The sequence below is a fragment of the Bradyrhizobium valentinum genome, from assembly GCF_001440405.1.
Taxonomy (GTDB): Bacteria; Pseudomonadota; Alphaproteobacteria; order Rhizobiales; family Xanthobacteraceae; genus Bradyrhizobium; species Bradyrhizobium valentinum.
The window spans coordinates 154493-168394 of the sequence record NZ_LLXX01000101.1 but is presented as its reverse complement, the minus strand read 5'-3'; the positions used below and the strand labels follow the sequence as shown (position 1 = coordinate 168394).

13 protein-coding genes are annotated in these 13902 nt (G+C 62.6%); 5 read left to right on the top strand and 8 right to left on the bottom strand.

Translation table 11 applies throughout. The features are described from left to right. Positions 1-49: 49 nt before the first annotated feature. Both phnD and phnC read right to left on the bottom strand, forming a co-directional pair. Positions 50-958, bottom strand: a complete 909-nt coding sequence (gene phnD / locus CP49_RS15845; RefSeq protein WP_057851140.1) for a phosphonate ABC transporter substrate-binding protein — start codon at positions 956-958, stop codon at positions 50-52. A 70-nt stretch (positions 959-1028) separates the two neighbouring features. Next, positions 1029-1844, bottom strand: coding sequence for a phosphonate ABC transporter ATP-binding protein (phnC, locus tag CP49_RS15840; RefSeq protein ID WP_057851139.1), 816 nt, complete (start codon positions 1842-1844; stop codon positions 1029-1031). Between the two features lie 192 nt (positions 1845-2036). On the opposite strand from phnC, the gene CP49_RS15835 reads away from it, so the two are divergent. From CP49_RS15835 to CP49_RS15825, 3 genes are read left to right on the top strand one after another with little or no spacing between them, the layout of a single operon-like run. Then, positions 2037-2702, top strand: a complete 666-nt coding sequence (locus tag CP49_RS15835; protein WP_057851138.1) for a transferase hexapeptide repeat family protein — start codon at positions 2037-2039, stop codon at positions 2700-2702. Then, positions 2699-3892 (top strand): alpha-D-ribose 1-methylphosphonate 5-triphosphate diphosphatase, encoded by a 1194-nt coding sequence (locus CP49_RS15830; RefSeq protein WP_057851137.1) that lies wholly within the window; start codon positions 2699-2701, stop codon positions 3890-3892. The genes CP49_RS15835 and CP49_RS15830 overlap by 4 nt, the downstream gene beginning before the upstream one ends. A 20-nt stretch (positions 3893-3912) precedes the next feature. Beyond that, on the top strand, positions 3913-4611 hold the full coding sequence (locus tag CP49_RS15825) for a DUF1045 domain-containing protein (RefSeq protein ID WP_057851208.1): 699 nt from the start codon (positions 3913-3915) through the stop codon (positions 4609-4611). Between the two features lie 9 nt (positions 4612-4620). On the opposite strand, the gene CP49_RS15820 is transcribed toward CP49_RS15825, so the two are convergent. Genes CP49_RS15820 through CP49_RS15810 form a run of 3 tightly spaced genes read right to left on the bottom strand, consistent with a single transcriptional unit; the run spans position 4621 to position 7588 of the window. Beyond that, a complete protein-coding gene (locus CP49_RS15820) occupies positions 4621-6120 on the bottom strand; it encodes a tripartite tricarboxylate transporter permease (protein ID WP_057851136.1) in 1500 nt (499 codons plus the stop codon). A gap of 27 nt (positions 6121-6147) precedes the next feature. Then, complete coding sequence (locus tag CP49_RS15815; protein WP_057851135.1) at positions 6148-6597, bottom strand: tripartite tricarboxylate transporter TctB family protein; 450 nt, start codon at positions 6595-6597, stop codon at positions 6148-6150. Between the two features lie 10 nt (positions 6598-6607). Then, positions 6608-7588, bottom strand: coding sequence for a Bug family tripartite tricarboxylate transporter substrate binding protein (locus CP49_RS15810; RefSeq protein WP_057851207.1), 981 nt, complete (start codon positions 7586-7588; stop codon positions 6608-6610). 217 nt (positions 7589-7805) lie between these two features. Here CP49_RS15810 and CP49_RS15805 point away from each other — a divergent pair, with 217 nt between their 5' ends. Both CP49_RS15805 and kdgD read left to right on the top strand, forming a co-directional pair. Then, positions 7806-8732 (top strand): LysR family transcriptional regulator, encoded by a 927-nt coding sequence (locus tag CP49_RS15805; RefSeq protein WP_057851134.1) that lies wholly within the window; start codon positions 7806-7808, stop codon positions 8730-8732. A gap of 63 nt (positions 8733-8795) precedes the next feature. Beyond that, positions 8796-9746 (top strand): 5-dehydro-4-deoxyglucarate dehydratase, encoded by a 951-nt coding sequence (kdgD, locus tag CP49_RS15800; RefSeq protein ID WP_057851133.1) that lies wholly within the window; start codon positions 8796-8798, stop codon positions 9744-9746. Between the two features lie 151 nt (positions 9747-9897). Here kdgD and mmsB read toward each other — a convergent pair whose 3' ends face one another. The 3 genes from mmsB to chvE form a co-directional block, all read right to left on the bottom strand. Continuing rightward, on the bottom strand, positions 9898-11079 hold the full coding sequence (gene mmsB / locus CP49_RS15795) for a multiple monosaccharide ABC transporter permease (protein ID WP_057851132.1): 1182 nt from the start codon (positions 11077-11079) through the stop codon (positions 9898-9900). Next, positions 11076-12638, bottom strand: a complete 1563-nt coding sequence (gene mmsA, locus CP49_RS15790; protein ID WP_057851131.1) for a multiple monosaccharide ABC transporter ATP-binding protein — start codon at positions 12636-12638, stop codon at positions 11076-11078. Before mmsA ends, mmsB begins: the two co-directional genes overlap by 4 nt. Positions 12639-12727: 89 nt before the next feature. Further along, positions 12728-13801, bottom strand: coding sequence for a multiple monosaccharide ABC transporter substrate-binding protein (gene chvE, locus CP49_RS15785; RefSeq protein ID WP_057851130.1), 1074 nt, complete (start codon positions 13799-13801; stop codon positions 12728-12730). Between the last annotated feature and the right edge of the window lie 101 nt (positions 13802-13902).

The window sequence follows — 13902 nt, the reverse complement described above, 5'->3', positions numbered from 1 at the left end:
ATGGGCAGATCTCGCGATCTGCCCATTCCATCCGGACCCGTCGTTCCGTTCAGGATTTCTGCTTACGAATGCTGTCGACAAACTTGGTCAGATCGATCACCGCCTCATAGGCTTTGTGGTCAACCTCGACGAAAGGCAACTGCTTGCCTTCGTAAATCTTGTCGAAAGCGGCTTTGTCCTTCACCGCAATTTCCAGCACTGCCTTCTTGATCGCCGCCTTGAGGTCGGCAGGCAGGCTGCCAAGATACGCCATCGGCGAATTCACAATCTGTTCGGACTTCATGATGATCTTGAAATCGGCGGCCTTCGCCATACCCTTCCGTTCCATCCGGAGCAGGTTCGATTCCTTCTCATCGTTCCACCAGTTGAACGCCGCATCACACGTACCTTGTGCGAGCCCGATCACCGCGTTTTCATGGCTTCCCGAGTAGACCACCTTGGAGAAGAACTTTTCCGGGTCGATGCCCATCTTGTCCATCGCAAAGCGCGGCACGTTGTTGCCTGACGTTGAATTGGGATCGACAAGGCAGAGATTCTTGCCCTTCAGGTCCTTGATGTCCTTGTAGCTCGAATCGCTTTTGACATAGAGAACCGAATAATAGCCCTTGGTCCCGTCGCCATTCACTTCGATCGCGAACGGCTCAACCTTCGCACCGATGATGTAAGCGCGCGCGTAGGCCGACGGACCGTACATCGCTATGTGGATGTTGCCTGACCGCTGACCTTCGATAACAGCGGCATAATCGTTGGCGATCCGCAGCGTAACCTTGGTGCCGAGCTCGCGGGACAGATACTCCGTCAGAGGCGTCCATCGGTTGGTTGTACCCGAGGCATTCTCATCGGGAACCTTTGCGAACACCAGTTCAGGATATTTTGCCTTCCAGTCCTGCGCCGCGGCAGCCGAGGCCGAGAATGCCAATGCCGCTGCAGCGGCGAAAATCACACGACGGTTCATCATGACGTCTCCTGTTCGAAGTGACGGAGCTGGCGGTCTAGATGCCGCACAACTCCTGATGCAGACGCAAAGCTCAGGCTGCGGCAACCGTACCGAGCGCGGGAATTGGAGCGCGGACCGGCACATGCTCTCGCGCCGCGTCCATCACCTCATGCGCTTCGAGATCGTAGAGCTCGCGCGCGATATGATCGGTCAGCATCGCCGGTGCGCCGTCGAACACAACTCGGCCTGCCGACATGCCGATCAGGCGGTCGCAGTAGCTGCGCGCCAGGTCGAGCGAATGCAGATTGCACACTACCGTGATCCCGAAATGCTTGTTGATGCGCAGCAGCGCATCCATCACGATCCGGGTGTTGCGTGGGTCGAGTGACGCAATTGGCTCGTCGGCAAGGATGATATCCGGCTGCTGCACCAGCGCGCGCGCAATCGCGACGCGCTGCTGCTGGCCACCCGAAAGCTGGTCGGCGCGCTGCGCCGCAATCGAGGCCATGTCGAATTGCTCGAGTGCCGACATCGCAATTGCCTTGTCCTCTTCGGGCCAGAGCTGCGCCAGCGACCGCCAAGTCGGCACCGTTGAAAGCCGCCCCATCAACACGTTGGTCAGGACGTCGAGCCGGCCGACCAGATTGAACTGCTGGAAGATCATCGCCGAGCGCGCACGCCACTGGCGCAAATCCTTGCCGCGCAGCGCCGTCACGTCGACGCCTTCGAACAGGATGCGCCCCTCGGAAGGTTCGGCGAGACGGTTGATCATTCGAAGCAATGTCGACTTGCCGGCGCCGGAACGGCCGATCACGCCGACGAAACTGCCGGGCTGAATCGAGAATGACGCGTTATCCACTGCGGCTTTGGTACCGAACCGACACGTCAAACCTTCTACCACCAGCATGCAATGCTCCAGACTCCCGATCGTGGAGCATCGCTACCGGCTCGATCTTACAGTTGTGTGACACGAGCGCTGCGGTGCGGCGTTCGTCCACAGCGACGGTTCGCGTCACGTATCCGTCATGATCCTGTCATCAAGCGCATCGAAGACGAGCGCACGCCCTTGATCTTCCTCGATTGCGGATGGACGCTACCGATGGCCGGCAAGATGCTTTCGACTAACCCGGCCGTCGACCCAACCGCGTCGGTGCGAGACTGCCAGCTTGGCGCCTACACCGAGGTTGGCGCCCGGACCATCCTGCTCGAGGTCACGATGGCGGATTATTCCTACGTCGTGAACGACTCGCAGATCACCTACACGACGATCGGAAAATTCTGTTCGATCGCGGCGATGACACGGATCAATCCGGGCAATCATCCGATGCACCGGGCCTCGCAGGCGCACTTCACCTACCGCGCCAGCAGTTATTTTCCTGGCGAGAGCGACGATGCCGAATTCTTTGCATGGCGGCGCGAACATCACGTCCATATCGGCCATGACGTCTGGATCGGTCACGGCGCGGTCATTCTGCCCGGCCGCTCGATCGGCACCGGCGCAGTGGTCGCTGCCGGCGCCATCGTGACCAGGGATGTTCCCGCCTACACGATCGCTGCGGGTAATCCGGCTCGGCCGATCAAGCGACGGTTTCCGGAATCCATTGCCGGCCGGCTTGCAGACCTCGCATGGTGGGACTGGGACCACGAGATGCTTCGCCGCGCCCTGCCCGATTTCCGCAAGCTCGATGTCGAGGGCTTTCTCGAGAAGTACGAAGCTGCTGCCGCATCGGGCCGCCCCAGTTTCAACCAGAGTGCTGCATCGTGACCGAACTGTTCATTGAAGGTGGCCGGGCCCTGCTCGGCCACGAGATCCTCGAAACCACGTTGCGGATTGCCGGCCGCGAGATCGTCGCCGTGGGCACGGACAACAGCCATAGCTCGCCCAGCATCGACGCCGACCGACTGCTTGTGCTGCCGGGCATTGTCGATCTGCATGGCGATGCCTTCGAGCGACAGATGATGCCGCGCCCCGGAGTTGATTTTCCGATCGACGTGGCGCTGATCGACAGCGACCGGCAGGCGATCGGCAACGGGATCACGACCGTCTATCATGCCACAACCTGGTCCTGGGAGCCCGGCCTGCGCAGCGCAGACAATGCGCGGAAACTGCTGGAGGCGATCGAGCAGATGCGGCCGCAGCTCGCCGCCGACACCCGCTTCCATTTGCGCCACGAGACCTACAATCTCGAGGCGGAAAGCGAAATCATCGACTGGCTGGCGGAAGGCCGCGTCGACCTGTTCGCATTCAACGACCACATGGACTCGACGGTCGCCAGCCTCGCCAAGCCGCAGAAGCGCAGCCGAATGGTCGAGCGCACGGGCCTCACCAATGAGGCGTTCGATCGCCTGGTGCAAAACGTGGTCTCCCGCAGCCACGACGTGCCGGCTTCGGTCGCCCGGCTAGCAGAGACCGCGCGTACGGCGAACATCCGGATGCTCTCGCACGACGATGAAAGCCCGGCGATGCGGCAAGCCTTTCGTGCGCAGGGCGTTGCCATCGCCGAATTTCCCGTCAACGAGGAAACCGCCCGCGAGGCTGCCGAAGCCGGCGACTTCATCGTGTTCGGCGCGCCCAATGTCGTGCGCGGCGGCAGCCACACCGGCTGGACCAAGGCGTCCGACATGATCGCCAAGGGCCTGTGTTCGGTGTTGGCATCGGATTATTATTATCCGGCGCCGCTGCTGGCGGCCTTCCGGCTTGCGGCCGACGATGTGCTGCCGCTGGCTGCAGCGTGGCAATTGATCTCATCGGCGCCGGCGCGCGCGGCCGGCCTCGCCGATCGTGGCCTGCTCGCTGCCGGACAGCGCGCCGACATCATCCTCGTCGACGACAGCGTGCCGTTGCGGCCGCGAATCGTCGCCGTCATTGCCGCGGGACGCCTGGTCCATCTGACGGAGGCACACCGTCTCGTCCGTTCGTTCGTCGCTCCCCGCAAGGCAGTTGCAGCCGCGTGAGGCAGCCCTATTCTGGCGCGATGGCAAATTACCCCCGTTACGCAATCTATTACACCTCAGCGCAAGGCAGCGCGCTCGACCGGTTCGGCGCGTCGCTGCTCGGTTACGACGCCTATGGCGGCGACGAACTGCCCTTCCCTGACGGCGTCATGCAGACGGTCCCGGACTGGCGCGACCTGACGCATGATCCCCGCAAATACGGCTTTCACGCCACACTGAAGGCGCCGATGGCGCTGGCCGACGGCAAGCCCGAGGCGCAGCTCGCCGCGGCATCCGAATTGTTCGCCGATCTGGTCCGGCCTGTGCCGGTGATCCGACCGGTCGTCGATTCAATCAGCGGCTTCATCGCGGTGATTCCGGCCGAACCGTCGGCAGAGCTCGAACTGCTCGCCGCCGACGCCACCAAGGCGTTCGATTCATTTCGTGCCCCCCTTAGCCCGGAAGATCGTGCGCGGCGAAATCCGGCAGCGCTGACGCCGCGGCAGCGCGATTATCTCGAGCGCTGGGGCTACCCTTACGTCTTCGAAGAATTTCGCTTCCACATGACGCTGACAGGACGGCTTCCCGCAGAGCGGCGCGAGCAGGTTGTGGCAATGCTGCGCAGCAGGTTTTCAGCGACCGGCATCGGGCCGCTCGCGATCGACGCGATCGCCCTGTGTCGTCAGGAAAATCCGAACTCGCGGTTTCGGGTCATCGGCCGCTGGCCATTGCGCGGCTGACGCCGGCCCTCATTCCGCCAGCGCTTCTTTCCGCGTTTTCAGTATTTCCGGCGACAACAGCGCGAGCAACAGAATGGCGACGACGCCGAGGATGACCGCGCTGATCGGTCGCGACAGAAAGACGGTGAAATCGCCGTCCGCGAGCAGCATCGCGCGCCGAAAGTTTTCCTCAAGCTGCGGACCGAGCACGAGACCGAGCAGAAGCGGCGCCGGCTCAACGCCGATCTTGATGAAGAAATAGCCGATCAAGGCACAACCCATCATCAACCATACGTTGAACAGACTGTTGGCGATGCCATAGGTGCCGATGCAGCAGAACAAAACGATCGCAGGAAACAGCAACCGATAGGGAATTTTCAGCATCGAAACCCATAGACCGATCAACGGGAGGTTGATCACCAGCAGCATCAAATTGCCGACCCACATGCTGGCGATGACGCCCCAGACGAGCTTGGGTTGCTCGGTCATGATCTGCGGACCGGGCTGGATGCCCTGCATCATCAGCGCGCCGATCATCAGCGCCATCAGCGCGTTGGCGGGAATGCCGAGCGTCAAGAGCGGAATGAAGCTGGTCTGGGCGCCGGCATTGTTGGCGGCCTCCGGACCGGCGACGCCCTCGATGGCGCCCTTGCCGAAGCGCGAGGGATCGCGCGCGAGCTTCTTCTCCAGCGCGTAGGAGGAGAACGGCGGTAGCGCGGCACCGCCGCCGGGCAGCACCCCCAGCACGGAGCCCAGCGCCGTGCCGCGCACCATCGCTGGAAAGGCCGCCCGCAGGTCCTTCCCGCTTGGGATCAGGCTGCGGATCGACTGGCTGACGACGCGGCGCTCTGCAGGTCTCTCCAGATTGGCGATGATTTCGCCGAGCCCGAACAGGCCCATCGCGATCGGCACGAAATCAAGACCATCCGACAAAGCGGGGATGCCGAAGGTCATCCGTGCAACACCCGAGCTGACATCAATCCCGACGAGACCGAGCAGCAGCCCCAGCAGCACCATCGCCAGCGATTTGGCGACTGAGCCGTGCGCGAGGACAACGGCCGCAATCAGGCCGAGCACAAGGAGGCTAAAATATTCGACCGCAGTGAATTTGAGCGCCAGCATCGACAACGGCACGCTGAGCAGCGCAATCACGATCGTCGCTATCGTGCCGGCAAAGAACGAGGCGATGGCGGCGATGGCGAGCGCGGTTCCGGCCTTGCCCTGCTTGGCCATCTCGTGACCGTCGATACAGGTGACGACCGACGACGTCTCGCCCGGCACATTGACCAGGATGGCGGTAGTCGAGCCGCCATATTGCGCACCGTAGAAGATGCCGGCCAGCATGATCATCGCGCTGGCGGGCGACAGGCCGAAGGTGAAAGGCAACAGCAGCGCCACCGTCGGAATCGGGCCAATGCCGGGAAGCACGCCGATCGCGGTGCCGATGACCACGCCGATCAGGCAGAACATCAGATTGTTGAGTTCGAGGGCCGTCGAAAGACCCATCAGCAGATTATCGAAGAGTTCCATATGCGTCTGCCTGCGAAGCCCGCCGCCCTAGCGCGGCCAGATCGGGATCGGCAAGCCCAGCAACTTGACGAACAGCAGCACCGCGGCGCCTGAAAGCACGACGGCAAACGCAACGGTCTCGACCAGACGCCCTTCCCGCGTGGCGAAGCTCGCAAGGATCACGGCGACGACGGAGGCGATTGCAAGGCCTAGCCGCTCGGCCGTCAGCGCGAAAACACCGACAGAAGCGAGAATCGCAAGCAGCGGCCGCAACTGAACGGGCGCGATGCCGACGCGCATACGGCAGAGCCCGCGTCCGCTGAAGAAGAGACCGAAGCCCATAAGTGCGAGCGCGACGACGCGGGGCATGTAGCCCGGCCCCATATCGGCCGCATGGCCGATCACCAGGTTGCGCGTGGCGACGAGCGTACCCGCCGCCACCGCCACCAGAAACAGGCCGAACAGCAGATCCTGCAGGTCGATCCGGGAGCGCGTCATCGTCCCGCCCTCAGCTACCCTTGATGCCGGCCTCGCGGATGATCGTGCCCCAACGGGCCGTCGCATCCTTAAGCCAGTTGCGGAACTCCTCCGGCGATTGGGCCTTCACGACGCCGCCCTGCTCGGCGATCTTCTGTTGAATTTCGGGCATCTCCAGGATCTTGCGGATTTCGGCATTCAGGCGCGCGACCATGGCCGGCGGCGTTCCGCCCGTGGTCAGGATGCCTTGCCAGGTCCCCGCATCGCCACCGGGCAGGCCCGCCTCCTTGAAGGTCGGCAGATCGGGGGCCGACGCAACCCGCTGCTCGCCGGTAACGGCAAGTCCGACGAGTTGCTTGTTCAGCACGAATGGCAATGTCGCGGTGGCGCCGTTGATGATCACGCCGCTCTCCCCGGATACGACGGCGCGCGAGGCCGCTGCCCCGCCCTTGTAAGGAATATTCTTCCACTGAATTCCGAGTTCCTTCGCCATCAACACGGCCGTGATGTGATTGGCGCCACCGACGCCGGAATTGGCGACGGTGAGCTTGTTCGGATTGGCCTTGGCGTATTCGATCAGCTCCTTCGTTGACTTCGCCGGAACCGATTCGTGGACGGCCAGGACGTAGGGGCCGAACATCACCATGGAAATGGGCGCAAGGTCCTTCTGGACGTCGAAGGTAAGATCGGAAAACAGGCTGGGTGCGGTGGCAAGCGAGCCAACGTCCATCAGCAACAGGGTGTGGCCGTCAGGCTGCGCCTTGGCGACGGCGTCGGCCCCGAGATTGCCTGCTGCGCCGGGCTTGTTCTCGACCACGACCGACTGCCCGATGGCGACGGATAGTTTTGGGCTGATCAGGCGGGCGAGAATGTCCGAGGTGCCACCGGGGGCGAAAGGCACGATCAGCCGCACGGGCCGCTCGAAATTCTGAGCGCCGGCTCCGCTTGGCGCCAAGGCACACACCGTAATGACAGCGGCGGCAATCGCCCGGGCGAGAGATGGCATAGACATCGGTCTTCCTCCGTTTGTTCCCGCCGTTTCACCGGCAGGCTGCAGGCCTTCGAGGCCGCGTTGGGAGAAATGATAGGTCATGGGCAGGGTCGCCCATGAACTAGTCTGCGGATAGATCGATACCTTTTTTGGATGGATCGGCCATGCCTCAGCCTATAGAAGCGGGGCATCCGGCCGGTGACCGGGCCCCTCGTCTCAAGTTGAAAATGCAGGTTTCATGTTTGAGTTGAGCCAGTTGCGCTGCTTCGTTGCAGTTGCAGAAGAACTGCATTTCGGGCGCGCGGCGCTGCGGCTGAACATGACCCAGCCGCCGCTCAGCCGCCAGATCCAGATTCTCGAACGCGTCCTCGATGTGACGCTGCTGGAGCGCAGCAACCGGGCCGTCAGACTGACGCCCGCGGGGCAGCGTTTTCTGACCGACGCGCGGCATCTCCTCAAGCTTGCGGAAAGCGCGGCCGTACTGGCCCGGCGGATGGCGAACGGCAAGGCCGGATCGATCAATATCGGCTTCACTGCGACATCCGCCTATAGCTACGTGCCGGCGCTGGTAGCGGCCTGCCGGCGCGAACTGCCCGATGTCGAGATCTCGCTGAAGGAAATGGTGAGCAGTGACCAGCTCAAACGGCTCGATTCCGGCGAGATCGATATCGGCCTGCTCCGCCCGCCGATCCCGCGCGGCAACCTTGACGCCTTCCGTGTGACGGCAGAGCCGCTGATCGCGGCGCTACCGAGCAAGCACCCGCTGGTGCAGGCCCCCCAATTGCGTCTGGAGGATCTCACGGGTGAGCCCTTCATCATGTACGAGCCCTATGAAGCGCGCTATTTCCACGATCTCCTGGTCGAGCTGTTTTCACGCGCAAATTTGGTGCCGAACTATGTGCAGCATCTCGCCCAGATCCATTCGATCCTCGCCATGGTGCATTCCGGTGTCGGGGTCGCCCTGGTCCCCGAGGCAGCGCTGAATCTCCATTTCAGCGGCGTGGTGCTGCGCCCCGTCCTGATGCAGTGGCAGCGGCCGGCCGAGTTGTTCTTTGTCCGGCGCGGCGACAACGACAATCCGCTCCTTCCCGTCATTGCCGGCGTCGCGCGAAACCTTGCCGCTCAGGCCGGCTCGATCCAATCAATGGATCGATCGATACAGTGATTGGTCTCCGTCTGTAGCCATCTTGCATTAATCCTTCCGCGTAAGCCGCTGAAGGATCAGAGCATGAGCAGGATGACCCCCAAAGAGATGGCCAGCCGGATCGGCAATGGCCTGCTGTCGTTTCCCGTCACGCCGTTTCGGCCCGACAACACGTTCGACGAGATCCGCTACCGCTCCAATCTCGACTGGCTGTGCAGCTATGAGGTGGCGGGGCTCTTTGCCGCCGGCGGCACCGGCGAATTCTTCTCGCTCAGTCCCGCCGAGGTCGCGAAGGTGGTGGCAACGGCCGTGAGCCAGACCAAGGGACGCGTGCCGGTCCTCGCCGGCATCGGCCACGGCACGACGATGGCGACCCAGCTTGCCATTGCGGTCGAAGGCGCCGGAGCCGATGGGGTGCTGCTGCTGCCGCCCTATCTGGTCTTCTCGGAACAGGAAGGGCTGGCGGCCCATATCGAGGCGGTGTGCAACGCCACAACACTCGGCGTCATCGTCTACAACCGCGACAACGCGATCGTGAACGAGGATACGCTCGAGAGACTGTGCCAGCGCTGTCCCAATCTCGTCGGCTACAAGGACGGCATCGGCGACATCGAGCTGATGACGCGCATCCACCTGCGCATGGGCGACCGGCTGACCTATATCGGCGGGCTGCCCACGGCCGAGACCTTTGCACTGCCTTATCTGGAAATGGGCGTAACCACCTATTCCTCTGCGGTATTCAACTTCGTCCCGCAGTTCGCCACCAAGTTTTACGCGGCCGTGCGCCGCCGCGACCGCGAGACGGTGCAGGCAGGGCTGCGCGACTTCATCCTTCCCTTGATCGCGATCCGCAATCGCAAGCGCGGCTATGCCGTCTCGATGATCAAGGCCGGCATGAAGGTGATCGGGCGCGACAGCGGCCATGTCCGTTCGCCGCTGACGGACCTGACGCCGGCCGAGACCGAGGAACTGGCGGCGCTCGTCGCGCGGCTCGAAACGTGCGAGTTCGCAAAGCGCGAGCTGGCGGCCGCCTAATGCGTCAGAAGCCCCTCATGGTGAGGAGCGCGAAGCGCGTCTCGAACCATGAGGCCCGGCCTGTGGCCTACATCCTTCGAGACGCGCGAAGACGCGCTCCTCAGGATGAGGGTTGAACGGGTGTGAAGCAGTAGAACCTGCCGCCACTGCCCTATCGGCGCTGGTTGTAGACGTCGAGGCAGACGGCACCGAGCAGCACCAGCCCCTTGATCACCTGCTGGTAGTCGATGCCGATGCCGAGGATGGACATGCCGTTGTTCATGACGCCCATGATCATGGCCCCGATCACGGCACCGCCAACCTTGCCGACACCGCCATAGGCGGACGCTCCGCCGATAAAGCAGGCCGCGATGACGTCGAGCTCAAAACCAGCCCCGGCCTTCGGCGTCGCCGTATTGAGCCGCGCGGCGAAAACGAGGCCGGCGAGTGCCGCCAGCACCCCCATGTTGACGAAGGTCAGAAACGTCAGCCGCTCGGTCTTGATGCCGGACAGGCTCGCGGCCCTGGCGTTGCCACCGATGGCGTAGATGTGGCGGCCAACCACGGTGCGGGTGGTGACGAAAGCATAGAGCCCGATCAGCGCCGTCATGATCACCAGCACGTTCGGCAGGCCGCGATGCGAGGCGATCAGGCCGGCGAAGAACACGATCACGGCGAACAGCAGCGCGCTCTTGGCGACGAAGAAGCCAAAGGGCTCCACGTCGATGCCGTGCGATGCCTGCCGCGCCCGGTTCTTCGCACTGGTATAGACCAAGGCCACCGCCAAGACGGCACCGATCAATAGCGATGTCGGATAAAGCGTGCCGGCGCCGGGAAACAGTTCGGGGATGAAGCCGGAGGACAACTTCTGGAAGGTCGGCGGAAACGGTCCGACCGACTGGCCTGCCAGGATCGCGAGCGCAAGGCCCTTGAACACCAGCATCCCGGCCAGCGTCACGATAAACGACGGGATCTTGAAGTAGGCAACCCAATAGCCCTGTGCGGCGCCGATCAGCGCGCCCACGAACAGGCAGGCGAGGAAAGCCAGCGGATAGGCAACGTGATAGCGCACCATCAGCACCGCCGCGACGGCGCCGACGAAGCCCGCGACCGAGCCGACCGACAGGTCGATATGGCCGGTGACGATGATCAGCAGCATGCCGAGCGCCATGATCACGATGTAACTGTTCTGCAGCACCAGATTGGTCAGGTTCAGCGGCTGCAGCAGCGTGCCGTCGGTCATCACCTGAAAGAACAGCATGATCGCAAACAGCGACAGCAGCATGCCGTAATTGCGCAAATTGTTCTTGATGAAGCCGGTGTGCACGGGCAGCGTAACCGTCTTGTCGGTCATGGCCGCAGATCTCCCTGAAGTACCTTCTTGTCTATTTGCTTGTTACGCATGATGGCGCGCATGATCCTTTCCTGCGTGGCCTCGGCGGCGGCGAATTCTCCAACAAAGGCGCCGTCATTCATCACGCAGATGCGGTCGCAGACGCCGAGCAGTTCCGGCATTTCCGACGAGATCATCACCACCCCCTTGCCCGCCTCGGCAAGCTCGTTGATGATACAATAGATTTCATATTTTGCCCCGACATCGATGCCGCGCGTAGGCTCGTCGAGGATTAATACTTTCGGGTCGGTCATCAGCCATTTCGACAGCACCACCTTCTGCTGGTTACCGCCGGAGAGCTGGCCAGTCTCCTGATAGACGTCGGAACAGCGAATCCGCATCCGGTTGCGGTAGTCGTTCGCAACGCGCAGCTCGGACATGTCATCGATCATGCCTTGCGGCGCCACGCGGCCGAGGCTCGCCAGCGTGATGTTCTTGCGGACGTCGGCATCCAGGATCAAGCCGAGCTGCTTGCGGTCCTCAGTGACGTAAGCGAGACCGGCATCGATCGCCGCCGCTACGCTCGACAGGTTGACTTCCCTTCCATCGAGCCAGATGCGCCCGCTGATCCGGTCTCCCCAGGCGCGACCGAACAGGCTCATGGCGAATTCGGTACGGCCGGCGCCCATCAACCCGGCAATCCCGACCACCTCGCCGCGCCGGACCTCGAAATCGACGCCCTTGATAACCCGGCGATCTCTGTGCAACGGGTGATGCACCGTCCAGTCCTGCACGGCGAATACCGGTGCACCGATGGTTGCACTGCGTTGCGGAAAGCGATGCGCAAGGTCGCGATTGACCATGCTTCGGATGATCCGGTCCTCTTCCACCGGCTCGGCCAGGCAATCGATGCTGTCGACGGTGCGGCCGTCGCGCAGCACCGTGATCCGGTCGGCGACGCGGGCGACCTCCGATAATTTGTGCGAGATCAGGATCGAGGCGATGCCCTGGGCGCGGAAGGCAAGCAGCCGGTCCAGCAATGCGGCGCTATCGTTCTCGTTCAGGCTGGCGGTCGGCTCGTCGAGAATCAATAGTCGCACCCTCTTGGACAAGGCCTTGGCGATCTCCACCAGTTGCTGCTTGCCGACGCCGAGGTCCGTAACCAGCGTATCAGGCATCTCGGTGAGGCCGACCTGGGCGAGCAGTTCCTGGGTCCGGCGGTAAACCGCGTCGCGGTCGATCACGCCGAGACGCGAGGGCGGATGCGACAGGAAGATGTTCTCCGCGATCGACAGCAGCGGAATCAGCGCCAGTTCCTGGTGGATGATGATGATGCCGAGGGCTTCGGAATCATTGACGTCGCGAAAGCGCCGCTCCTCGCCGTCGAATATGATGCTGCCCTCATAATCGCCGTGGGGGTAGACGCCGCTGAGAACCTTCATCAGGGTCGACTTGCCGGCGCCGTTCTCGCCGACCAGCGCATGGATCTGCCCTGCCTCCACCGTGAAGTTGACGTCGCGCAGGGCCTGAACCCCGGCAAAACTCTTGCTTACGCCGCGCATTTCGAGAATTGCGGTCATCGCGTCATTACATCCATCATTTGTCCACCCCGCAGCGATCGGAGACAGGCGGGTGGCGGCGCCGGTCATCGCCGGCGCCGCCGTCCTGCTTAGTCGAACTGCGAACGCTTGTAGTAACCGCTGTCGATCAGCACCTTCTCCCAGTTGCTCTTGTCGACGACGACGGGCTTCAGGAGATAGGACGGTACCACCTTGACGCCATTGTTATAGGTCTTGGTGTCGTTGACGGTAACTTCCTTGCCGCTGAGCGAGGCGTCCACCATGTCGGCGGTGACGCGGGCGAGATCGCGGGTATCCTTGAAGATGGTCGAATACTGCTCGCCGCGCTGCATCGACTTGATCGAGGGCACCTCGGCATCCTGGCCGGAGACGATCGGCATCGGCATGTTGCCGCTGCCATAGCCGACGCCCTTCAGCGACGAAAGAATGCCGATGGAGAGGCCGTCATAGGGAGAGAGCACGGCATCGACCCGCTTGCGGCCGTAGAACGCGCTCAACAGGTTATCCATGCGCGCCTGGGCGGTGGCGCCGTCCCAGCGCAGGGTCGAAACCTTGTCCATGCCCTTCTGGCCGCTGCCGATCACCAGCTTGCCGTTGTCGATATAGGGCTGCAGCACCGACATCGAGCCGTTGTAGAAGAAGTAGGCGTTGTTGTCGTCCGGCGAGCCACCAAACAGTTCGATATTGAAGGGCCCCTTGCCTTCCTTCAGCCCGAGCCCCTGCTCGATCGACTGCGCCTGCAGCACGCCGACCTGGAAATTGTCGAAGGTCGCGTAGTAATCGACATTGGGCGTGTCACGGATCAATCGGTCATAGGCAATAACCGTGATCCCTTTGGCCTTGGCCTGCTTCAGCACGTCCGACAGCGTGGTGCCGTCGATCGCCGCAATCACCAGCACCTTGGCGCCTTTGGTCACCATGTTCTCGACCTGCGAGAGCTGGTTCGGAATGTCGTCCTCGGCATATTGCAGATCGGTGCCGTAGCCGCGCTCCTTCAACATCTTCACGATGTTGTTGCCATCGTCGATCCAGCGTGCCGAGGACTTGGTCGGCATGGCGATGCCGACGGTTCCCTTGCTCTGGGCGAAAGCGCCGGTCACCGCCGTTGCTGCCATGGTTGCTGCCAGCGCCAAGGCCGACAAAGTGGTCTTCAGACTAGTCATGCTTCACTCCCTTTGATCATCGAGGATCTATGGTTCCTGGATCGTCAGGCCGCTGAATGCGGCTCTTGAAACTCAATCATTCTGCGCGGTTGGCTGCTGCG

Coding starts and splice junctions, on each gene's coding strand:
- CP49_RS15835 (WP_057851138.1), top strand. CDS start 2,037: ATGGCCGGCAAGATGCTTTCGACTAACCCGGCCGTCGACCCAACCGCG.
- phnC (WP_057851139.1), bottom strand. CDS start 1,844: ATGCTGGTGGTAGAAGGTTTGACGTGTCGGTTCGGTACCAAAGCCGCA.
- CP49_RS15820 (WP_057851136.1), bottom strand. CDS start 6,120: ATGGAACTCTTCGATAATCTGCTGATGGGTCTTTCGACGGCCCTCGAA.
- chvE (WP_057851130.1), bottom strand. CDS start 13,801: ATGACTAGTCTGAAGACCACTTTGTCGGCCTTGGCGCTGGCAGCAACC.
- CP49_RS15825 (WP_057851208.1), top strand. CDS start 3,913: ATGGCAAATTACCCCCGTTACGCAATCTATTACACCTCAGCGCAAGGC.
- CP49_RS15810 (WP_057851207.1), bottom strand. CDS start 7,588: ATGTCTATGCCATCTCTCGCCCGGGCGATTGCCGCCGCTGTCATTACG.
- mmsA (WP_057851131.1), bottom strand. CDS start 12,638: ATGACCGCAATTCTCGAAATGCGCGGCGTAAGCAAGAGTTTTGCCGGG.
- kdgD (WP_057851133.1), top strand. CDS start 8,796: ATGAGCAGGATGACCCCCAAAGAGATGGCCAGCCGGATCGGCAATGGC.
- mmsB (WP_057851132.1), bottom strand. CDS start 11,079: ATGACCGACAAGACGGTTACGCTGCCCGTGCACACCGGCTTCATCAAG.
- CP49_RS15815 (WP_057851135.1), bottom strand. CDS start 6,597: ATGACGCGCTCCCGGATCGACCTGCAGGATCTGCTGTTCGGCCTGTTT.
- CP49_RS15805 (WP_057851134.1), top strand. CDS start 7,806: ATGTTTGAGTTGAGCCAGTTGCGCTGCTTCGTTGCAGTTGCAGAAGAA.
- phnD (WP_057851140.1), bottom strand. CDS start 958: ATGATGAACCGTCGTGTGATTTTCGCCGCTGCAGCGGCATTGGCATTC.